We start from the raw sequence: 21,627 nt of genomic DNA, 5'->3' as shown, positions 1-21,627 counted from the left end.
GCGGCGCCGGACGGGGCGTGGAGGATGTCGGCGCCGAGGCGCCTGCGATCAGAAGGCCTCGAGCGGGAGGTCCATGATCGAGTTGTCGATCGACTCCGCGATCGCGCGCTCCGACGTCAACTTCGGCAGCACGTACGAGCCGAAGAACTTCGCGCCCGCGACCTTGCCGGTGTAGAAGTCGGTGTCCTTGCCGGCGTTGGTGGCCAGCGCCTCGAGCGCGACCTCCGCCTGGCGGACGAGCAGCCAACTGACGACGAGGTCGCCGACGGCCAGCAGCAGACGCGAGGTGTTCTGAGCGACCTTGTAGATGTTGCGGATCTCGTTCTGAGCCGACATCAGGTCGTTGAACATGTGGCCGACGATCGCGGTGACGTCATCCAGGGCGGTCTGGAGGAGCGCGTACGTCTCCTTCAGCTCGGCCTGCGACGCAGCATCGATGGTCGCCTTGATCTCGTTGGACAGGTGGCCCAGCGCGGCGCCCTGGTTCTTCACGATCTTGCGGAAGAAGAAGTCCTGGCCCTGGATCGCCGTGGTGCCCTCGTAGATCGAGTCGATCTTGGCGTCACGGATGTACTGCTCGATCGGGTACTCCTGGAGGAAGCCCGAGCCACCGAGGGTCTGCAGCGACTCGGTGCCGAGGAGCACCCACGACCGCTCCGAGCCGTAGCCCTTGACGATCGGGAGGAGCAGGTCGTTGACCGCCTCCGCGAGCTCGTTCTTCTCGCCGTTCGCCTTGGAGATCAGGACGTCGTCCTGCCACGAGGTCGTGTAGTGGACCAGCGCGCGCATGCCCTCGGCGTGCGTCTTCTGCACCAGCAGCGAGCGGCGGACGTCCGGGTGGTGCGTGATCGTCACACGGGGGGCGTCCTTCGCAGCGTCGGTGAGGTCGGCACCCTGGACGCGGCTCTTCGCGAACTCGAGCGCGTTGAGGTAACCGGTCGACAGCGTCGCGATCGCCTTCGTACCCACCATCATGCGAGCGTTCTCGATGACATCGAACATCTGACGGATGCCGTCGTGGACCTCGCCGAGGAGGTAACCGCGGGCCGCCTCGCCGCCGCCGATCTGCGGGTCGCCGAAGGTGATCTCGCAGGTGTTGGAGGCCTTGATGCCCATCTTGTGCTCGACGTTCGTGACGTACGCACCGTTGCGCTCGCCGGTGAGCTCACCGGTCTCGACGTCGAAGTGGAACTTCGGGACGAGGAAGAGCGAGAGGCCCTTCGTGCCCGGGCCGCCGACGCCGTCCACGCCGCGCGGGCGGGCGAGGACGAGGTGGACGATGTTCTCCTGCAGGTCCGACTCGGCGCTGGTGATGAAGCGCTTCACGCCGGAGATGTTCCAGGTGCCGTCACCGTTGTCGGTGGCGTACGTCTTGCCGTTGCCGACGTCCGAACCGGCCTCGGGCTCGGTCAGGACCATGGTGGCGCCCCACATGCGCTCGACCATGTGCTTGGCGATCTTGATGTCACGCTCGACGCCGTTGGCGTTCTTGTAGACGACGCTCGCGAAGAACGGGCCGATGCAGAACATCCACACCGGGGCGTTCGCGCCGAGCATCATCTCGCCGGAGCCCCACACGAGCGAGGCCGGTGCGTCCATGCCGCCGATGGCGGACGGGGTCTGGATGGCCCACATGCCCGACTCGACGAGGGCGTCGTACGACTTCTTGAACAGCGGCGGGACCGGGGCCGTGTTGGTCTTCGGGTCGAAGACCGGCGGGGTGCGGTCACCCTCGACGTAGGAGGAGCTCAGCTCGTTGCTCGAGAGACGCTCGATCTGCGCCAGGATCTCCTTGGCGGTGTCCACGTCGAGCTCGGCGAACGGACCGGTGCCGTAGACCTTGTCGCGTCCGAAGACCTCGAAGAGGTTGAACTCGATGTCGCGGAGGTTGCTCTTGTAGTGAGTCACAGATTCACCTTTGTGTGTCGGAGCCGAAAAGGCTACTCGCCAGTAACTTAGGAATCATAAATCCGCTTGCAAGTGCTTGCAAGACGGCGTGTTTGCGCTCAGGTGTGTGTTGCGCCACTGCCGCGCTGGATCAATTCGTTGAGCGTGCGCTGGACGTCCTCGACGTGCGGGATGTCCGGCAGGGTGACCTCCCCGTCGGTGCTGGCATCGCTGATCCTGAGCGTGCCGCAGCCGAGCAGGCGATCCAGCAGATCCATCTCGTACGCGACGTCGCTGATCCTGGTGAGCGGGATGTCGTGGCCGCGGCGGGTGAGGACGCCATGGCGGGTGAGCAACCGGTGATTGGTGATCGTGTACGTCGCGGCCAACCACGTCAGGAGCGGCCGGACGAAGAACCAGATGGCGCCGACCAGGGCGACGGCCCAGATGAGGTAGCGAAGGACCGCGGAGTGCAGCTCGACCTGTGCGGTGATGCCGATCGCGAGGAGGACGGTCAGGGCAAGTCCCGGAAGCACCAGCGCCTTGGGGTGCGTACGCACGCTGAGTACGACGGATTCGCCGTCGCTGAGCAGCCGGGGAGAGATCGCCATGGTCGCATCATGGCACTGCGCGCATCACCAGATGAGGCGAATCACGACGGTCAGGTCAGCGCGACAGCCACTCGACGAGCGGCGTCAGCGATTGCCAGTCAGCGCGTACGACATCGAGCAACTCCGGCGTGTGGATGACCGCTTCGAAGCCCAGGTTCCGACCCGCAGTCAGCGACTTGTGCCGCAGGAGCTCAAGCCGCGGGTGCTCCTTGTCGTAGCCCTTCGGTGTCGTCTTGAGCGTCTCGCCGCCGATCTCGTACGCACCCAACTCCGCCAGGATCCGCTCCAACTCCGGCCCCCGGAGCTCGTTGGCGACATCGGCACGGAAGTGAGCGAGTCGGGTCGGTTCGAGGTGATAACTGCCCGCCCCGGTGCGTACACCCGCAGCTGAGATCTGCACGTAGAAGCCGGTCTCGGGTGCGACGCCGACGAACGCGCCCTGTGCGGTCTTGTACGGAGTCTTGTCCTTGGCGAAGCGGACGTCCCGATACGGCCGGAAGATCTTGGCGGACCCGAATTCCTCGGCCAGTGCCCCGGTCAGCGCCTTCATCGGCTCCAGCACCGACTCCTGGTACACGTGTTTGTGGGCTTCCCAGAAGGTCTTGGTGTTGTCCTGTTCGAGATCGTCATAGAAATCGAGCGCCGCGATCGGGATGCCGGAGAAGGTCACCGACACATTCTGCCTCTCAGACGGGTCCGGGCACCTACGATCGGATGATGCGCCGAATGCTGCTTGCTGCTGCCGTGAGCCTTGTCACCCTTGCCTCCTTGATCGGCCCTGCTCGTGCGGCGACCGCACCGCTGCCGGTGCCGTACCAATTCCTGCCGTCGGCGATCGCCGGAGGTGCCCCCGGTGCCAACGCGCCGGGCACGAACATCTGGACCTGCAAGCCCAGCGCCGCGCACCCGCGGCCGGTCATCCTCGTCCACGGCACGATCGGCAACCAGGCGACCAACTGGCAGACGTACGGGCCGCTGCTGAAGAACAACGGCTACTGCGTGTTCGCCCTGACCTACGGCACGTACGGCAACCTGCCGATCTCGTACGTCGCCGGCGGAATGGGTCCGATGGAGCAGAGCGCCAAGCAGTTGGCCGCGTTCGTCGCGAAGGTGCTCAAGGCGACCGGTGCCACCAAGGTCGACCTCGTCGGGCACTCGCAGGGCACGTTGATGCCGCAGTACTACGTGCGTTACCTCGGCGGTGCGAAGTACGTCGACAACTACATCTCGCTCGCTCCGCTGTGGCACGGGACCAATGTCTCCGCCGCGGCCAGCGTGCTGGCGGCAGTCGGCGGCGTCCCGGTCGACACGTTGGTGCCGGTCTGCGTAGCCTGCGGCGAATTCGCGCCGACGTCGGCGTTCATGGGGAAGATCCGGGCCGGAGGGGTCGTGGCGACACCGGGGGTCCGCTACACGAACATCACCAGCAAGTACGACGAGCTGGTCGTGCCGTACACCAGCGGTCTGCAGTCCGGCATGAAGAACTACGTGCTGCAGAACGTCTGCGCGATGGACTACACCGAGCACTTCGAGATCGCGGCTGACCGCAACGCCACCCAGATCGTGCTCAACACTCTGGACCCGGCGCACGCCAAGCCGGTGACCTGCAGTCTGGTGCTGCCGTTCGTCGGGGGCTTCTAGCCCCGGCACGGCGGGAATCAGTGGAGCGGACGACGAGACTCGAACTCGCGACATCAACCTTGGGAAGGTTGCGCTCTACCAACTGAGCTACGTCCGCGTACCCCCGCTCGCCTTGCAGCAGCGGGTGCGGGGCGATGCTATCCCACCGGGTGGAGCGGAGTCAGAACCGGATACTTCGGGCTCACGCCGTCACCTGACGAGCGGCCGGTGATCCGGCGCTTCACCCACGGAGCCAAGTGGTCGCGAGCCCAGGCGATGTCGACCGCCCGCTGTTCGCGCCGGGTCAGTTCGGAAGCCTCGACGACCGGCAGGGCTTGCAGGTCGTGCTCGACGCCGAGCGCATCGAGCGCGGCAATGGCGATGTTCTGATGGCCGACCGGGTTCAGGTGCAGACGGTCCACGTCCATCACCTCGGCGACCTTCCAGCCGCGCATCCGCCAGGTGTCGACCAGCGTCGCGTCGTGCTTCTCCGCGATCTCGCGGATCCACTCGTTGAAGATCGCGGTACGTCCGCGGATGACTTTGATGGCCGAGTTGAGGCCCGGATCCGCGACGGTGAACATCATCACGTGGGTGCCGTTGGCGGCCAGCCGACCGATTGCCTCGTCGTACGCGGCCGCGAGCGCGTCGATGTCGATGTTGGGTCGCAGCAGGTCGTTGCCGCCGCCATGGATGGAGATCAGGTCCGGCTGCAACGCGATCGCCGGCTCGACCTGCTCGGCCAGAATCGCCGGCAGTTTGCGGCCGCGGATCGCCAGGTTGGCGTACGCGAAGTCATCCGTCCTGGCTGCCAGGGCTCCGGCGACGCGGTCGGCCCAGCCGAGCCACCCGTTGGGCGCGGTCGGGGACGGATCGCCCACGCCTTCGGTGAACGAGTCCCCCAGTGCCACGTACCGATGAAAAGTCACGTTCTCGATTGTGGCCGATCCGTGGCTGCGCGTGAGCGTGACGTGCGCAACAGGTAGCGTGTGGCGCGTGCTGTTGAGTGACCGGGACATCCTCGCCGAGATCGATGCCGAGCGGATCAAGCTCGCCCCGTGGGACCAGGAGATGCTCCAGCCCTCGTCGATCGACGTACGCCTGGACCGCTTCTTCCGGGTCTTCGACAACCACAAGTACGCCGCGATCGATCCGGCCGCCGACCAGTCCGACCTGACCCGCATGGTCGAGACCGAGGGTGACGAGCCGTTCATCCTGCACCCGGGAGAGTTCGTCCTCGCCTCGACCTATGAGGTCATCACTCTCCCGAACGACATCGCTGCTCGTGTCGAGGGGAAGTCCTCCCTCGGGCGCCTCGGCCTGCTGACCCATGCCACCGCCGGCTTCGTCGACCCGGGCTTCTCGGGGCACGTGACGCTGGAGCTCGCCAACGTCGCGACCCTGCCGATCAAGCTCTATCCGGGGATGAAGATCGGTCAGTTCTGCTTCTTCAAGCTGACGTCGGCCTCGGAGAACCCGTACGGGTCGGCCAAGTACGGCTCGCGGTATCAGGGCCAGCGCGGTCCGACCGCCTCGCGGTCCTTCCAGAACTTCCATCGGACTCAGATCTGAGCCTGTCGGCGGAACTCCTTCGGGGTCTGACCGGTCCGCAGCCTGAACCAGGCGCCGAAGTTCGACGCGTCGTCGAAGCCGGTTGATTCACCCACCCGCCTGACGGTGAGGTCCGTGTGTGCCAGCAAGCGCCGCGCCTCGAGGAGTACGCGCTCGTCGATCAGATCCTTGGGGCTCTTGCCGGTGGCCACTCGCGCCGCTCGCGCCAGCGTCCGTGTGGACCAGCCGAGGCGTTGGGCGTACCAGGCGACGTCGTGATGGCGTACGTGCTCCCGGTCCAGCAGGTCGCGGAAGGCGACCCAGGGTTCGGAGCCGGTCGGTGCGTCCGGGCGTGTACGCGCCTGCGCGGTGAGCCGGAGCAGCATCGCCGAGAGCAGGTGCGTCAGGGTCGCGGCACGCAGCTCTCGGGGGATCGATGCGTCGTCGGCCAGGGAGGCGATCGCCTCGACCAAGGTCGCCGCGTCTGCAGCCGCCGCGTCGCCCGGCGACCACCAACACGGCGCGCCGGGTGAGCCTGCCTCAGTGAGCTGTGCGGTGGTGGTCGCCAACAGTCCGGCCGGGAAGATGAGTACCCACGCGTCGTACGCCGCTGTGTCGCCCCACCGCTGGACCTGCCCCGGGCGTACCCAGAGAACCGAACCCGGCGTGAGCGGATGGTCGGTGAAGTCGAGCATGTGGGTTCCGCGGCCACGGGTGGTGAGGAGCACGAAGTTGAACTCCGGGCGCTGCACGTGGTCGAACAACTGCGCCCCGCCGCGCGCCAGCATCGTCGCGACGGTGGTCACCTCGACCTCGCCGGCCTTGCCCTCGGGAGGCTGGTAGGCGACCGGAGTGATCGCAGCGTGTCGCATATTTACCATCGTACGTCGCCCACCGACCGCATTTGAGGGATGGGGCGGACCGATTTCACCGTTGAACCCTCTACAAGCAACCCCATGGAGAGGACACAGACATGGCCAAGATCGCCATTTTCGGAGGCACCGGGTACGCCGGCGGCCACATCGCACGCGAGGCTGCTGAGCGCGGCCACACCGTTTCGGTCATCTCTCGCTCTGCGGGGGCGGACCTCCAGGGCTCGTTCGCCGATGCCGACTTCGTGAACGGCGTCGCCCGCGACCACGACCAGATCGTCATTGCGACCCAGCCTGACGGTCTCCTCGACGCTCTGCCGACTCTCCTGGAGGGCGCGCGCACCGGTGGAGCGCGGCTGAGCTTCGTCGGCGGTGCGGGTTCGACGCTCGTCGCCGAGGGCGGGCCGCAGCTCGTCGAGACACCGACCTTCCCCGCGGAGTACAAAGCCGTCGCGCTGGCGCACGGCGCGGTGCTGGATGCGCTTCGGGCAGACGCCAAGGACGCCGAGTGGTTCTACGTCTCGCCGGCCGCGGCCTTCGGCGCCTGGGCCGAGGGTGAGAAGACCGGCTCGTACCGCGTGTCGGATGACGTGCTGATCACCGACGCCGAGGGGAACTCGACCATCGGTGGAGCCGACTACGCCAAGGCGTACGTCGACGAGATCGAGAACGGAAAGCACAAGAACAAGCGCCTCCACGTCGCCTACTGATGGTGACGGACGGAGCGCTCTCCGCGTGGCAATTCGGTCGGCTACCTCACGGCACCTGGCGCTCAATGTCGAAGGTTTCAGCCACCAGGTGACCGAAAGCTTCGACGTTGACCGCCGTCGGGACCTCCGTCACCGATCGGAGTGAATCAGCACCCGCAGGACGACGAAAGGCCCGCTCCCCTCATGTGGGGGAGCGGGCCTTTCAGTTGCCTGCGATCAGAGATCGAACAGCGAGCCTGCACCGTGGATGTCGGCGTCGGTACGCGGCGTGTTCGTCGCGCCTGATGACTTCGGGGCCTCGGCCGGTGTCGGCGCCGCGGCTGGCTCCGCCTCGGTCGAGGTCTCCACCGGCTCATCTGCTGGCGCGGCATCGGTCGGTACCTCGGCGACAGCCTCCGACGGAGTTTCCTCCGCCGGAGCGGTTTCCGGCACCGCGGCTACGACAGGTTCATCTGCAGCGGGCGCAGCAGCGACACCGCCGGCCGGAGCCGCGATGTCGAACAGCGAACCCATCGCGTGGATGTCCACGTCCGTGGCTGGCGCACTCGCAGCACCGCTCGACGCGGGAGCTGCTGGAGCCTCTGCGGCAGGTGCCGCGACCTTCGGCTCCTCGACCGCCGGGGTCGGAGGAGCAGCTGGAGCAGCCGGCGCGGAGAGGTCGAACAGCGAGCCACCCGAGTTCAGGTCCTGAGCCGGGGCTGCGGGTTCGGCCGCCTTCGGTGCCTCGGCGGGAGCGGCCGGTACGGCAGCCGGAGCGGCCTCGGTCGGCGCCAGATCAAACAGCGAACCGCCGGCGTTGAGGTCCGACGCAAGCTCTGCGGGCTCCGCAGGAGCCACAGGCGCAGCAGCCGGGGCGGTTTCGGTCGGAGCGACGTCGAAGAGCGAGCCACCAGTCGCCGGCGCCGACTCTGCCGCCGGTGCTGGGGTGTCGAACAGCGATCCGCCCGTGGACGCCGGGGTGTCGAACAGCGACCCACCAGCCGGCTTGGTCTCGGCGGGAGCAGCCGGAACAGCATCGAAGAGGGACGAACCAGTCGAGGCAGGAGCTGCCGGAGCCGCAGCCGGGGCGTCGCCGAAGAGCGAGCCACCAGCCGGACCTGCGGGTGCCACCGGAGCAGCCGGAGCTTCCTCGACCGCGACAGCAGCAGCCGGCGCGGTGACGGGAGCGGCAGGCGGAGCAGCAACGGGGGCGCCGACGGGCGTTCCCTGACCCGGAAGCAACTTGGTGGCCTGCTCGCCCTTGACCGATGCCAGCAGCATCTGCGCGACGTCGAGGACCTCGACCTCTTCGCGAGCAGCGCCGTCGGCCTGCATCTTCGTCAGACCATCGGCCAACATCACGCGGCAGAACGGGCAACCGACAGCGATCTGGTCGGCGTTCGTACCGACGGCCTCGGCCGTGCGGTTGAGGTTGATCCGCTCACCGATCGTCTCCTCCATCCACATCCGGGCGCCACCGGCGCCACAGCAGAAGGACTTCTCGGAGTTGCGCTCCATCTCGACGACCTTGGCGCCGGGAAGGATCTCCAGCAGCTCGCGAGGCGGGTTGTAGACACCGTTGTGACGACCGATGTAGCAGGGGTCGTGGTACGTGATCGAGCGGCTGTGCGCGCCGGCGCCGCCGGCAACCGGCTTGAGCTTCTTCTCGCGTACGAGGCGGTTCAGCAGCTGGGTGTGGTGCACGACCTCGAGTTCGATACCGAACTCCTTGTACTCGTTCTTCAACGTGTTGAAGCAGTGAGCACAGGTCGAGACGACCTTCTTGACCTTGAACTCCTTGAACGTCTCCACGTTCTGGGCCGCCAGGCTCTGGAACAGGAACTCGTTGCCGGCGCGACGCGCGGAGTCACCCGTACACGTCTCGCCATTGCCGAGCACGCCGAATGTGGTGCCGGAGATGTTGAGGAGCTCGGCGACGGCGCGGGCCGTCTTCTTCGCGCGGTCCTCGTACGCACCGGCGCAACCGATCCAGAACAGCCACTCGACGCTGTCCAGGTCATCGATGTCTTCACCAACAATGTTGACGTCGAACGGCAGGTCCTTGGCCCAGTCCATACGGGCGTTCGGCGCCATGTTCCACGGGTTGCCCTTGTTCTCCAGGCCCTTGAAGAGGCCGTTGAGCTCGGACGGGAAGTTCGACTCGACCAGCACCTGGTAGCGACGCATGTCGACGAAGTGGTCGACGTGCTCGATGTCGACCGGACACTGCTGGACACAGGCACCACAGGTCGTGCAGGACCACAGGGCGTCTTCGGAGATGACGAAGTTGCCGCCCTCGGGGTTGTAGAAGTACGACTGGGCGTCATCGAGGTGACCGTCCTCGAGGTCGACCGCGCCGACGAGCTGACGGTCGGCAGCACCCTCGACACCGGCGGCCTTCTCGTACGCGTGCTGGCGCAGGCCCATCATCATGAGCTTCGGGGAGAGCGGCTTCTCCGTGTTCCACGCCGGGCACTGCGACTGGCAACGGCCACACTCCGTGCAGGTGGTGAAGTCGAGGATGCCCTTCCAGGAGAAGTCCTCGATCGCGCCGACACCGAGCTTCGCGTCCTCATCGAGGTCGTCGACGTCCTCGAGGGTGATCACCTTGCCGGCCGAGACGAGCGGCTTGAGTGCGCCCAGCGCCAGAGTCGCGCCGTCAGTGTCGCGGCCGGTCGACTCGCGCTTGAAGTAGATGTTGAACCAAGCGGTGAAGCGGTGCCAGGCGACACCCATCGTCAGGTTCGAGGAGATGACGATCAGCCAGACCATCGCCGAGATCACCTTGAACGCTGCGATCACGACGATGGCGTTCTTGATGTCGTGCTCGTTGGTCGTGGAGTAGAGGCCCGAGAAGCCCTGCGACAGCGGGTAGTGGAAGTCGGAGTACTTGCCCGGCTCGGTGAGCCGCTCGAGGTTCCGCTCCGCGCCGCGGATGAACAGGATCGCGATCGACTCGATGAAGACCATCGCTTCGACGAAGTACGCCTGCCACATGGTCGAGCCGTAGAAACGCGTACGCCGGGCCGACATGGTGCCGGGGCGGTGCATCAGGCGGTACGCGATGAGCGGGAGGATCGCGACCGCACCGAGGAGACCGATGAACTCCTCGACCCACTCGAAGAGGAAGAAGTGACCGATCAGAGGCCACGAGAACTCCGGGTCGAAGAGCTGGACCAGGCCCTGCATGACGGCAGTCGAGAGGATCAGGAACGCCGCGAAGGCGAACCAGTGCAGAATGCCGACCCAGGTCCACTGCAGCATCCGGGTGTGGAGCGCGGTCTCCTTCAGCATGGTCAGCAGGCGCTTGCCCGGCTTGTCGGTGCGGCCAACGGCCGGTTGCCCGACCTTGATCACCGCGAGCATCGACCGGACGGCCTTGACCGTCAGGAAGATGGCTACGGCGCTGATGGCCAGGCTCACCACGATGGCGATGGTCTGCAGCAAGGCGACTCCTCTGGATCTGCCGGCGGGCGCAGGGCGCCCACGATGACCCGGATCCTATCGTCCGCGGCGGGCCGACCGGCCAGCCGAGCCGGACCTAACTCAGCGGACGTTCGTCGCGTACCGGCACCAGTGCGATCGCCGCGAGTGCAGGGATCGCGGCCAGGCCGAACGTCCACCCGAAGCCGAGATGGGTGATCGCGAGGCCGCCGAGCGGCGCGACGATCGCGCTGGCGAGGAACTGGGAGGTGTTCTGGACGCCGAGGGCGCGCCCGCTCCACCAGGGCCCGGCGCGTTCGGCGACAGCGGTGAAGGCGAGGCCGTTGTCCGCCACGGTCAGTACGGATGCGATGAACATCACGGCGACCGCGACCCAGATCGGTCCACCGGCGATGAGGCCCAGGATGGTCATCGTCGCTGCAGCGGCGTACGCGATCCACCTGATCGGCCGCATCCGGCTGGCAACGGCATCCGACAGTTGGCCCGCGGCAATGCGACCGAAGGCGCCGAGGAGATTGGCGATCGAGACCGCAAGCCCGGCGGCGGCCGGTGCCCATCCGCGACCGTCGACGAGCCAGACGAGCGAGAACGTCCACACCACGAACTGAGGAATCACCAACAGCACCGACACGACGTGTACGCGGGTCAGGAAGAGGTCTCCCCGGTATGGATTCGTCGCGACGTGTGCCGTGCGTTCCCCGCGAGGCGGATCGACCACCCAGATCGCCACGGCGACCAGTGCGGCCGCCGCGAAGGCAGCCGGGATCAGGAGCGCCGTCCGCAGGTCGTACGCCGCCGCGACCGCAGGAAGCGTCGCTGAGGCGACGGCCAACCCGGCGGGCTGTGCCATCTGTCGAATGCCCATCGCCAGTCCGCGGCGGTGCGGGGGGAACCAGCCGACCACCACGCGGCCGCTGGCAGACGGGACGGCCGCCGCGGACGCACCGGCGATCAGCCAGCAGATGCCGAGGAGGAGGTGCGAATGGGCGAAGGCTGCACCCACGTCGGCCAGGACCGTGAGCGACAGGCCAGCCATGAGCGCCACGCGTTCACCGACGTGGTCGGCGAACCATCCCCACGCGACCAGCGTGAGCATCACGCCGGCTACAGGCGCGGCGACGAGCAGCGACGCCTGTGCCACCGTCAGACCCTGATGGTGCAGCGCCGGAATCAGGAACGGCGCACCGCTCATCGAGGCCGAGGCGGCCGTCTGGGCGAACGTGCTGACGCCGAGGATCGTCCAGGGGCGGGAGCTCACCAGTTCGAGGTGTCAGACGACCGGCTTGGTGCCGGACGCCGAGGCTTGCTGCAACGCGGCGGAGACCGCCGACTCCCAGGCACCGACCTTGCCGCCCCAACCACCCTTGATCCAGATGTTGTTGGAGTACGTGCCCCAGTCACTGCTGGAACCGTAGGTGCCGTTGCCGCAGAGGACGGTGACGTTCTGGCCCGCCGTGGCTGCGGCAGTGCCGGCGTTGATCGCGTTGACCAAGGAGTTGTGGGCGGCCACGAGCGAGGCCGGCGGATTGCCGCCGAAGGCGGCCCGGCTGACCGCGAGGGCGGCGTTGCCGGCGCGGGATCGGGTGCCGTCCTTTGCACCCGCGGAGCAACTCTCGCCGGGGTTGAGCGACGGGATCTGGCCGAGTGCGCTGCCGAATGCCCCGAAGTGCGACCGCATCGCGCTGGCGTACGCGTTGATGGCCTGCGTGTCCGCGTTGTTGCCCTGATTCGCCTGCCACGCCGCGATCTTCTGCTTCGCGCTCGCGATCAGGTTGTCGATGTGGTTGACCGGGTCCGCGCCCAACGCGGAGGCCATTCCGGGCCGAATGTTGTACCAGTCGCTCAGGGTGTCGCCGCTGAGCCGAGCCATCGGCGCCATGGCGGAGAACTTGGTGGCCAACTGCGATGCGGTGGTCTGCACGCTCGGGTTCTTGATGACCGACGAGATGCTGTTGGCCGCGTCGGCATCCCCGGCCGCGTCCGAAGCGACACCGCGGAGTTGCGCGGTGAGCAGGGCGGTGTCTGCGCGCGAGACCAGGCTGTTGAGCGAGACCTGGAGCTTGTTGACGTTGCCCTCGCCGAGCAGGTCGATCGCCTGGGCCGTCGCCGCGCTGCCGTTGGGCGCTCCGGCCTTGGGGTCTGCGGCGGCAGCCTTCCGTACCGCCGCGAGAGCGTTCTTCGCCTGACCCGCCGCTCCGCCGAAACCGCCGGGCGAGGCGGTCGCGAGGTCGGAGAGCGAGGTGAGGTGGGCCCGCTCGGCGGCGAGCAGGGCCTTCTCGTGAGCGGTCGCGCCCTTGAAGTCCTTCAGGAGCTTGAGCGTGTCGTGAGCGGCACCGCCGGCGACCACGGCACTGCCGGCGTCGTTGGCATTGTTGAACCGGGTCAGCACGCTGGCGTACGCCTCCTGCGTGCGCTTGAGCGGGCTGCCCACGAGGACGATCGACGGTGTCGTCGACGGGGACTGGGTGGACTTCGGCGTGGACTTGTCGCCGTTCCACAGGAGGACGGCAAGGACGGCCAGTGCCGCGATGGCGCCGATCGGAGCCAGCATGAGGAACTTGCGACGCGCCTCGGAGCGTTCCTTGTTCTTCTCCTCCTCAGCTGAGGTGTCGATGAACTCGGTCGCTCGGTGCTGTACTGCCGCCGGCAGGGTTTCGTTGGCCGGCTCGATCGGCGAGGTCGCTCCGCCCGCCGCAGCTGCGAGCGCCTGCTCGCCCCAGCCCCGGCTGGCCGGCCGGTTGCCCAGCGGATTTGCCGGGGTGGCGAGGAAGCTGGTGTCGGTGACCGTGGGCAGCACAGCGGTGGCGTCGGTGCTGGTCGGTGCGGCCTCGGCAGCTGCGGTCTCGATGACTGAGCGGGCGGCTTCATCGACAGGCTCAGCGGCCGGCACGTCCTCAGGCGTTTCCGGCGAGCCGGCGTAGTACGCAGCGAGAACGCTCGCCGCCGCTCCAGTTGCGGCCGCGGGCACCGCGTGGCGGCCCCAGGCGCCCGTCGCATGCGCGTCGGACGGGGGCTCGGGCTCGTCCGCAGGGGGCTCCTCGACGGCCGCGATCTCCGCCGGCATCTCGACGGCGTCGACGATGGCCGGTTCCTCGGGGGTCACGAACGGCTCTGCGCTGGCTTCAGCGGCAGGCTCAACGGCGGACACGTCCGCGGGTGTTTCGGGTGGGTCGGCGTAGTACGCCGCCAGAACGCTCGCCGCTGCGTCGGATGCTTCGACAACGGGCTCGGGCTCGACCGCCTCGGGCTCGACCGGCTCCGGTTCTGGCTGAGTGTCGACAGGCGCTGGGTCAACCTTCGGCGCCGACGGTTCCTCGACACTCTGGGCGTAGTACGCCGCGAGGATGCTCTTGAACGGGTCCACGAGTGCTGACGGTTTCTCGGCCTCCGGGACATCCTCGGCCGCCATGGCCGGGGTTGGCTCCTCGACGGGCGCCACGACGTCTGTCTCGGCTGCAGGTTCGGCGGCCGATGTCGCAGTCGGCTCGGCCGGGGTCGGGTCGTCGGTCAGCTCTTCGGAGGCTGCGGCGGTCTCCACGGCAGCCGGCTCCTGGATCGGAGCGGGCTGCTCGACGGTCGCAGCCTGGGGTGAGGCGGCGACAACGGCCGGTTCGTCGATGGGTGCAGTCTCCGTCGCAGCGTCGTCCGTGTCGGGGGCAGGCGCCTGCGACTCGCGATACGCAGCAACGATGCTGGCAAACGGGTGTTCTTCGTTGCCCGCCAAGACTTCCTCCAAGAATCCGGGACGGCGACCGCCCGGAATGTTCAACGGTTCTCCGTGACTATCGTCACGTATACCTGATCATCCCAGTGAGGCGATGGCCTCCGCGATAGAGAGCGTACGCTGCGCCGACTCGACGTGAAGGCTCTCGACGAGCTTGCCGTTGTACGTGGCGACGCCGGTCGTACGCGCGTCCCAGGCCTCGATCAGGCCCTTGGCGTTCTCGACGGCTTCCGGCGACGGAGCGAAACCGTTGTTCGCGCCCTCGATCTGGCCCGGGTGAATGATCGTCTTGCCGTCGAAGCCGTACTGACGGCCCTGTTCGACCTCCGCGAGGAAGCCGTCCTCGTCCTTCACGTTGTTGTAGACGCCGTCGAGGATGACCTTGCCGGTGGCGCGTGCAGCCAGGACCGCGAGCTGCAGCGACGTCACCAGGTTGGTACGACCGGGGACGTGGTCGACGAAGAGTTCCTTGACCAGGTCGTTGGTGCCGAGGACGAGAACGGTGAGGCGCTCGGAGGCACCCATGATCTCCTCGGCGTGCAGGATCGCGTACGGGCTCTCGATCATCGCCCAGAGCTTCGTCGACTCGGGGACGCCCGCTGCCTCCATCGACGCGACCAGCGAGCGGACCTCGTCGGCGGAGTTCACCTTCGGTACGAGGATCGCGTGCGGGCCGGCGGCGGCCGCGGCCTTGAGATCCTCGACGTGCCACTCGGTGTCGGCTCCGTTGATGCGGATCGCGAGCTCCTTGGCGCCGTACTCACCGGAGGTGACGGCCGCGCAGGCGTTCACGCGGCCCTCGGCCTTGGCGTCCGGCGCGACGGCGTCCTCGAGGTCGAGGATCAGCGCGTCCACGGCGAGGGTCTTGGCCTTCTCCAGGGCGCGCTCGTTGGAGCTCGGCATATAGAGGACCGAGCGGCGGGGACGAAATTCAGTCACGGTCAGTCCACCTCGATCGCGTCGTACGTCGCCTTGAGAGCAGGGTCGATCGCCGCGAGCTCCTCGGCCAGCTTGACGAGTACGAGGCACTGCTTGAGCGAGGCGTCGTCCTCCATCTTGCCGTCGAGCATCACGGCACCGGTGCCGTCGCCCATGGCAGCGACCACGCGGCGGGCGTGCTTGATGTCCTCGACCGAAGGGGAGAAGACACGGTTGGCGATCTCGATCTGCTTGGGATGCAGCGACCAGGTGCCGACGCAGCCGAGCAGGAAGGCGTTGCGGAACTGGTCCTCGCAGGCGACCACGTCGGTGATGTCGCCGAACGGGCCGTAGTACGGGTAGATCCCGGCGGCGGCGCAGGCATCGACCATCTTGGCGATCGTGTAGTGCCACAGGTCCTGCTGGAAGATTGCGCGGGCCGCGTGGATGTCGGCGGTCCCGTCCGCGCCCTTCGGTGCGTCCTGGCGTACGAGATAGCCGGGGTGGCCGCCGCCGACGCGGGTGGTCTTCATCTTGCGGTCCGCAGCCAGGTCGGCCGGGCCGAGCGAGATGCCCTGCATACGCGGGGAGGCGAGCGCGATGGCTTCGACCTCGGCCACACCACGAGCCGTCTCCAGGATCGCGTGGACGAGGATCGGCTTGGTGATCCCGGCCTTGGCCTCGAGCTGGGCCAGGATCCGGTCGATGTAGTGGATGTCCTCGGGTCCCTGGACCTTCGGGACCATGACGACGTCGAGCTTCTGGCCGATCGCCGGGATGAGCTCGTTGAGGTCGTCCAGGACCCACGGCGAGTCGAGCGAGTTGATCCGGGTCCACAGCTGGGTCGGACCGAAGTCGGTGTTCTTCGCGATCTCGATCAGGCCGTTGCGGGCGTCGATCTTCTTGTCCGCCTTGACCGCGTCCTCGAGGTTGCCCAGGAGTACGTCCACGGTCCCGACCATCTGCGGGATCTTGTCGACCATCTTCGGGTTGGACGGGTCGAAGAAGTGGATCGCGCGGCTCGGACGGGCCGGGATCTCACGCAGCGGTTGGGGGGCGCCCACAGCGAGTGGGGCGAAGAAGGCCTTGGGGCTCTTCAGGCTCATGTCAGTCTCCTCACGAACCCCGGCAGCGTACCGTTCCCTCGCGGGGCAGAATGCGCCCGTGTCCACTGACTCGGGGAGGGCCACCATGCAGGACCGGCCGATTGCCGCGGGCGTACGCGCTCTCGTGCTGGTTGCCGTCATCGGTGGAGTCGTCGCCGCGGGTGCCGTGGCGGTGGCGGTGAAGACGTCGGCCATCGGTCGCGATCGCAGTGCGATCGACTCCGGGATGACGCTGTCGATGCCGCCCTTCACGTCGGAACCGAACCAGTTGCAGCCGGTCGTGCTGCGATCCGTGCCGCCGACCGCCAGTGCCACGCCGACTGATGAGTACACCGACTCCTCAACTCCGACCGTCTCGAGTCAGCCGCTGCCGTCCGACCAGTCCGGGGTGTTCCCGATCAACCTGCAGAGCGGGGAGCGCAACGTCACGATCCTGCTGGATCTGAGTGGCACGTATCCGCAGGGTGAGGGTGCGGTGCTCCAGGTGCAACAACTCGTCACCGGCACCTGGGTCGATTTCGCTCCGCCGGGTCAGACCGGCCAGTTCGTCGTCGGGGGCGGGTTGTTCTCCGGGTCGATCACGCCGACGGGCAAGGGCCTCGAGCAGTTCCGGGTACGCAATGTCAGCAACGGCGACGTGAGCAACTCCGTCTCCGTCAATGTCGGCTGAGTCGGCAGAGCCGTGGGCGCGTATTTCCGCTGGCGGCCCTGGCATCGCTGATCGACGGAGAACCGGACGGCCGCATCGGGCCCGGAATGTGTGCCGACTCGCCGACCGCGCCGGCGTGTCCTGGCTGGGTCGGGGCCGGTTGTGGCCCCTGGCTCGCAGATTTCCCCTTCTGAGGGGAATCTTTTCCTGAAGTCGCCCGTTGCACTCAGTGAAGTTGAGTCATTCCGACTCAACTAAATTGCCAGATCAGGACGAGCGGCGCAGGATGGAGACATTCAGCGCCCAACAGGAGGAAATCCCATGGCACGAGCGGTCGGCATCGACCTCGGCACCACCAACTCCGTGGTGTCAGTTCTGGAGGGTGGCGAGCCCACCGTCATCACCAACGCCGAGGGCGCGCGTACGACGCCGTCGGTCGTCGCATTCAGCAAGTCGGGCGAGGTGCTCGTCGGCGAGGTCGCCAAGCGTCAGGCCGTGACCAACGTCGACCGCACCATCAAGTCGGTCAAGCGCCACATGGGCACCGACTGGAAGGTCGACATCGACGGCAAGGACTTCACGCCGCAGCAGATCAGCGCGTTCGTCCTCCAGAAGCTCAAGCGGGACGCCGAGGCATACCTCGGTGAGACCGTCACCGACGCCGTCATCACCGTCCCGGCGTACTTCAACGACGCCCAGCGCCAGGCCACCAAGGAGGCCGGCGAGATCGCGGGCCTGAGCGTGGCGCGCATCGTCAACGAGCCGACCGCGGCTGCGCTCGCGTACGGCCTGGACAAGGGTGACGACCAGACGATCCTCGTCTTCGACCTCGGTGGCGGCACCTTCGACGTGTCCCTGCTCGAGATCGGCGACGGTGTCGTCGAGGTCAAGGCGACCTCCGGTGACAACCACCTCGGTGGTGACGACTGGGACGCCCGCGTCGTGGAGTGGATGGTCAAGAAGTTCAAGGCCGCTCACGGCGTCGACCTCTCGGCCGACAAGATTGCCCTTCAGCGCCTTGAGGAGGCGGCTGAGAAGGCGAAGATCGAGCTCTCGTCCTCCAGCGACACCACCGTGCACCTGCCGTACATCACCCACGGCGAGAACGGCCCGCTGCACTTCGAGGAGCGTCTCTCGCGCTCGGAGTTCCAGAAGCTGACCGAGGACCTTCTGGAGCGTACGAAGGTTCCGTTCCAGCAGGTCCTCAAGGACGGCGGCATCGCGATCAAGGACATCGACCACGTCGTCCTCGTCGGTGGCTCCACCCGTATGCCGGCGGTCACCGAGGTTGTGACCAGCCTGCTCGGCGGCAAGCAGCCGAACAAGGGTGTCAACCCGGACGAGGTCGTGGCCGTCGGTGCCGCGCTGCAGGCCGGCGTGCTCCGCGGCGAGGTCAAGGACGTACTCCTGCTCGACGTCACCCCGCTCTCGCTGGGCATCGAGACCAAGGGCGGCGTCTTCACCACCCTGATCGAGCGCAACACCACGATCCCGACCAAGCGTTCAGAGGTCTTCACCACCGCCGACGACAACCAGCCGTCGGTGGAGATCAAGGTCGCCCAGGGCGAGCGTGCGATCTGGGCCCAGAACCAGGCCCTCGGCAACTTCGAGCTCACCGGTCTGCCGCCGGCACCGCGGGGCATCCCGAAGATCGAGGTCACCTTCGACATCGACGCCAACGGCATCGTGCACGTGACGGCCAAGGACACCGCCTCCGGCAAGGAGCAGTCCATGACCATCTCGGGTGGCTCAGCCCTGTCGAAGGACGAGATCGACCGGATGGTGAAGGAGGCGGAGCAGTACGCCGCCGAGGACGCCGCCCGTCGTGAGTCCGTCGAAGCCCGCAACCAGGGGGACTCGCTGGTCTACTCGACCGAGAAGTTCCTCACCGAGAACGCCGACAAGTTGGCCGACGACCTCAAGACCGAGGTCCAGGGCGACGTCGATGCGCTCAAGGAGGTCCTCGCCAAGGAGGACGCCACCAAGGAGGAGCTCGAGACGGCGATCGCCAAGCTCGGTCAGTCCTCGCAGAAGCTCGGCGCGGCCCTGTACGCCGCCGCTGACGCGGATGCCTCGGCTGCGGGTGGCTCCACCGGAGCGACCGGCGAGTCGGACGACGACGTGGTCGACGCCGAGATCGTCGACGAGGACGGCAAGTGACCGATCAGCCGCTGAACGGCGAGCAGCCGGAGGAGGTGGCCGGGGTCGAGGAGACCCCGGCCCCTCAGCCGGAATCGGCATACACCCTGAACGTCGACCCGACGGACGAGCCGATCCCTGACACCGAGGTGGAAGTGCCGGTGGACACCCAGTCGATCGACGCACTCCTCGATGCACGCGTCGCCGAGCTCACCGAGGACCTCCAGCGTCTGCAGGCCGAGTACGTGAACTACAAGCGTCGTGTCGATCGCGACCGCGACCTGATCGCGGAGAACGCGGCGTACCGGGCGCTCTCGCCGATCGTCGAGGTCCTCGACACCATCGACCGTGCCCGCGAGCACGGCGACCTGGGTGAGGACCTGAAGCAGGTCGCCGACCAGCTCGAGCGGGTCGTGGCAGCACAGGGGCTCGCGAAGTTCGGCGAGGTCGGCGAGCCGTTCGACCCGACGTTCCACGAGGCGCTCAGCCATCTGGGCACCGACCCGGACGTCGAGGTCACCACGATCAAGTTGCTGGCGAAGTCCGGCTACCGGATCGGCGACCGCGTCGTACGCGCCGCCCAGGTCCTCGTCGTCGACCCCGAATAGAGATCGAAAGGTGAAGAAGTTCGGTTCGAGAGGTGAGCGGATCGCGTACGCGCCGCCCGTCTTCTGCAGTGGTCCCGGATCCATTCACCTCTCGAACCGAATTTCTTCACCTTTCGACTTTGGGAGGAGGTCAGGATGAGTGACGAATACCGCGCCGACTGGGCCGACAAGGACTTCTACGCCGTACTCGGCGTCAAGAAGGACGCCACCGAGACGGAGATCAAGAAGGCCTGGCGCAAGATCGCCAAGGACAACCACCCTGACACCCACCCTGGCGACACCGAGCGGCACAACCGTTACAAGGTTGCGTCCGAGGCCAACGACGTCGTCAGTGACCCGGCGAAGCGGAAGAAGTACGACGAGTTCCGCTCGATGTCACGCGGCGGGTTCGGCTTCGGTGGCGCCGGCGGCGGCCAGGGGGTCAACTTCGGTGACCTGTTCGGCGGCCAGCAGGGCGGTCTCGGCGACATGTTCGGAGACCTCTTCGGTACGCAGCGCCGCCAGCAGGCGCGGCCGGCCGCACGCAAGGGCGCGGACGCGGAGACGACCACCACGATCGGCTTCACCGACGCCGTTGACGGGGTGACCGTCAGTCTCCGGCTGGCCAGCGAGGCACCCTGCGCGACCTGCAGCGGCACGGGCGGCAAGCCGGGTACGCGCCCGCACATCTGTCCGACCTGTGAGGGAGCCGGCCAGGTCATCAACAACCTCGGCGGCTTCTCGATCAATGAGACCTGCCCGACGTGCGGCGGACGCCAACTCGTCTACGACGAGGCCTGCCCGACCTGCCACGGCACCGGTCGCGGGCAGAGCGATCGGGTGATCCAGGCCCGCATCCCGGCCGGCGTGAACGACGGCCAGCGGATCAGGCTGCCGCGCAAGGGTGGCGCCGGGTCGAACGGCGGTCCGGCCGGCGATCTGTACGTGACGGTCCGGGTCAGCCCGCACCGGATCTTCGGCCGCAAGGCGAGCAACCTGACGATCGACGTCCCGGTGGCCTTCGACGAGGCCGCACTCGGCGCCGAGATCAAGATCCCCACGCTCGGTGGCGCTCCGGTCACGCTGAAGATCCCGGCCGGCACCCCGACCGGCCGCACCTTCCGCGTCCGCGGGAAGGGCGTCCCCGGCAAGGACGGCGTACGCGGCGACCTGCTGGCGACCGTCCAGGTCCAGGTGCCTGCGCATCTCGATGAGGCCACGCGCGCCGCCGTCGAGGCGTACCGCACCGCAACCGCCGACAAGCCGCTGCGCGCCAATCTGTTCGAGGAAGCATGACCACCGGGTTGTACGGCCACACTCCCGAACCGGAGCGTGACCACGCCGTCTACGTGATCTCGGTGGCGGCCGAGCTCACCGGCCTGCACCCGCAGACCCTGCGGACGTATGAACGTCTCGGCCTGATCACTCCGGGCCGGACCGGGGGCGGCGGCCGTCGGTACAGCGCGCACGACATCGACGTCCTGCGCCACATCGCAGCGCTGACGTCGACCGGCATCGGCATTGAGGGCGTACGCCGGATCATGGATCTGGAGCACCAGGTTGACGCCCTGCGTACGCGCGTGCGCGAGCTCGCCGCCGAACTGGAGGTCACTCGCCAGACGGTGGCGCTCACTCGCGCTTCCCAGACGAGCGCGCCAGCCTCGCGTCTCCCGGTGTTGCGGGCGCCGGAGCCCGGTCAGTCCGTCGTCGTCTGGCGGCGCAACCCGTCGTGAAGGCTGTGTGAGAGTGGTCTCAGTAGCCCTTTCGGGTTAGTTCTCACGGAAGCCGGACCGTAAAATTCGGCGACGAGAACTGTCGGGGGCCGGTTCG

General features: G+C 67.4%; 18 protein-coding genes and 1 tRNA gene. 8 read left to right on the top strand and 11 right to left on the bottom strand.

Going from position 1 to position 21,627, the window contains the following annotated elements:
• Positions 1-48 precede the first annotated feature (48 nt).
• The 3 genes from KCTC_RS07890 to KCTC_RS07880 all read right to left on the bottom strand — a co-directional run bounded on the left by KCTC_RS07890 (position 49) and on the right by KCTC_RS07880 (position 3,168).
• The gene (locus tag KCTC_RS07890; protein WP_125568361.1) at positions 49-1,908 is read right to left on the bottom strand and encodes an acyl-CoA dehydrogenase; all 1,860 of its coding nucleotides are present in this window, start codon (positions 1,906-1,908) and stop codon (positions 49-51) included.
• 98 nt (positions 1,909-2,006) lie between these two features.
• A complete protein-coding gene (locus KCTC_RS07885; protein ID WP_125568359.1) occupies positions 2,007-2,498 on the bottom strand; it encodes a PH domain-containing protein in 492 nt (163 codons plus the stop codon).
• A 55-nt stretch (positions 2,499-2,553) separates the two neighbouring features.
• Positions 2,554-3,168: a DUF2461 domain-containing protein gene (locus tag KCTC_RS07880; protein WP_125568357.1), complete on the bottom strand. Its 615-nt coding sequence runs from the start codon at positions 3,166-3,168 to the stop codon at positions 2,554-2,556.
• A gap of 47 nt (positions 3,169-3,215) precedes the next feature.
• On the opposite strand from KCTC_RS07880, the gene KCTC_RS07875 reads away from it, so the two are divergent.
• Positions 3,216-4,139: an esterase/lipase family protein gene (locus KCTC_RS07875; protein WP_125568355.1), complete on the top strand. Its 924-nt coding sequence runs from the start codon at positions 3,216-3,218 to the stop codon at positions 4,137-4,139.
• Between the two features lie 21 nt (positions 4,140-4,160).
• On the opposite strand, the gene KCTC_RS07870 is transcribed toward KCTC_RS07875, so the two are convergent.
• Positions 4,161-4,236: transfer RNA gene (locus KCTC_RS07870), tRNA-Gly, on the bottom strand.
• 40 nt (positions 4,237-4,276) lie between these two features.
• Complete coding sequence (locus KCTC_RS07865; protein ID WP_197715161.1) at positions 4,277-5,047, bottom strand: SGNH/GDSL hydrolase family protein; 771 nt, start codon at positions 5,045-5,047, stop codon at positions 4,277-4,279.
• Between the two features lie 67 nt (positions 5,048-5,114).
• On the opposite strand from KCTC_RS07865, the gene dcd reads away from it, so the two are divergent.
• Positions 5,115-5,690, top strand: a complete 576-nt coding sequence (gene dcd, locus KCTC_RS07860) for a dCTP deaminase (protein WP_125568351.1) — start codon at positions 5,115-5,117, stop codon at positions 5,688-5,690.
• Here the strand turns inward: dcd and KCTC_RS07855 are convergent.
• Positions 5,681-6,541, bottom strand: coding sequence for a helix-turn-helix domain-containing protein (locus KCTC_RS07855; protein ID WP_164512529.1), 861 nt, complete (start codon positions 6,539-6,541; stop codon positions 5,681-5,683). The genes dcd and KCTC_RS07855 overlap by 10 nt on opposite strands.
• A gap of 101 nt (positions 6,542-6,642) precedes the next feature.
• Here KCTC_RS07855 and KCTC_RS07850 point away from each other — a divergent pair, with 101 nt between their 5' ends.
• Positions 6,643-7,251, top strand: a complete 609-nt coding sequence (locus tag KCTC_RS07850) for an NAD(P)-dependent oxidoreductase (RefSeq protein WP_125568347.1) — start codon at positions 6,643-6,645, stop codon at positions 7,249-7,251.
• A gap of 216 nt (positions 7,252-7,467) precedes the next feature.
• On the opposite strand, the gene KCTC_RS15160 is transcribed toward KCTC_RS07850, so the two are convergent.
• The 5 genes from KCTC_RS15160 to KCTC_RS07825 all read right to left on the bottom strand — a co-directional run bounded on the left by KCTC_RS15160 (position 7,468) and on the right by KCTC_RS07825 (position 16,422).
• Entirely contained in the window at positions 7,468-10,677 is a 3,210-nt protein-coding gene (locus KCTC_RS15160; RefSeq protein ID WP_125568345.1) for a (Fe-S)-binding protein, read from the bottom strand.
• Positions 10,678-10,771: 94 nt separating this feature from the next.
• Positions 10,772-11,932 (bottom strand): MFS transporter, encoded by a 1,161-nt coding sequence (locus KCTC_RS07840; RefSeq protein WP_231998637.1) that lies wholly within the window; start codon positions 11,930-11,932, stop codon positions 10,772-10,774.
• 12 nt (positions 11,933-11,944) lie between these two features.
• Complete coding sequence (locus tag KCTC_RS14900) at positions 11,945-14,398, bottom strand: hypothetical protein (protein ID WP_125568343.1); 2,454 nt, start codon at positions 14,396-14,398, stop codon at positions 11,945-11,947.
• A gap of 78 nt (positions 14,399-14,476) precedes the next feature.
• Entirely contained in the window at positions 14,477-15,337 is an 861-nt protein-coding gene (locus KCTC_RS07830; protein ID WP_164512528.1) for an HpcH/HpaI aldolase/citrate lyase family protein, read from the bottom strand.
• Positions 15,338-15,339: 2 nt separating this feature from the next.
• Positions 15,340-16,422: an HpcH/HpaI aldolase/citrate lyase family protein gene (locus KCTC_RS07825; RefSeq protein ID WP_125568341.1), complete on the bottom strand. Its 1,083-nt coding sequence runs from the start codon at positions 16,420-16,422 to the stop codon at positions 15,340-15,342.
• Positions 16,423-16,480: 58 nt separating this feature from the next.
• Here KCTC_RS07825 and KCTC_RS07820 point away from each other — a divergent pair, with 58 nt between their 5' ends.
• The 5 genes from KCTC_RS07820 to KCTC_RS07800 all read left to right on the top strand — a co-directional run bounded on the left by KCTC_RS07820 (position 16,481) and on the right by KCTC_RS07800 (position 21,530).
• On the top strand, positions 16,481-17,092 hold the full coding sequence (locus KCTC_RS07820) for a hypothetical protein (protein ID WP_125568339.1): 612 nt from the start codon (positions 16,481-16,483) through the stop codon (positions 17,090-17,092).
• Positions 17,093-17,392: 300 nt separating this feature from the next.
• Positions 17,393-19,231, top strand: coding sequence for a molecular chaperone DnaK (gene dnaK / locus KCTC_RS07815; RefSeq protein ID WP_125568338.1), 1,839 nt, complete (start codon positions 17,393-17,395; stop codon positions 19,229-19,231).
• Positions 19,228-19,818 carry a nucleotide exchange factor GrpE gene (grpE, locus tag KCTC_RS07810; RefSeq protein ID WP_231998636.1) on the top strand — a complete coding sequence of 197 codons (591 nt, stop codon included), beginning with the start codon at positions 19,228-19,230 and terminating at the stop codon, positions 19,816-19,818. The genes dnaK and grpE overlap by 4 nt, the downstream gene beginning before the upstream one ends.
• A gap of 135 nt (positions 19,819-19,953) precedes the next feature.
• Positions 19,954-21,093 carry a molecular chaperone DnaJ gene (gene dnaJ, locus KCTC_RS07805; protein WP_125568336.1) on the top strand — a complete coding sequence of 380 codons (1,140 nt, stop codon included), beginning with the start codon at positions 19,954-19,956 and terminating at the stop codon, positions 21,091-21,093.
• Positions 21,090-21,530, top strand: a complete 441-nt coding sequence (locus KCTC_RS07800) for a heat shock protein transcriptional repressor HspR (RefSeq protein ID WP_125568333.1) — start codon at positions 21,090-21,092, stop codon at positions 21,528-21,530. Before dnaJ ends, KCTC_RS07800 begins: the two co-directional genes overlap by 4 nt.
• Positions 21,531-21,627 lie beyond the last annotated feature (97 nt).

It is taken from the genome of Nocardioides baekrokdamisoli (assembly GCF_003945325.1).
GTDB lineage: Bacteria > Actinomycetota > Actinomycetes > Propionibacteriales > Nocardioidaceae > Nocardioides > Nocardioides baekrokdamisoli.
Note: the sequence above shows the minus strand (reverse complement) of the source record. Positions and strands in the feature narration are given on the sequence as shown.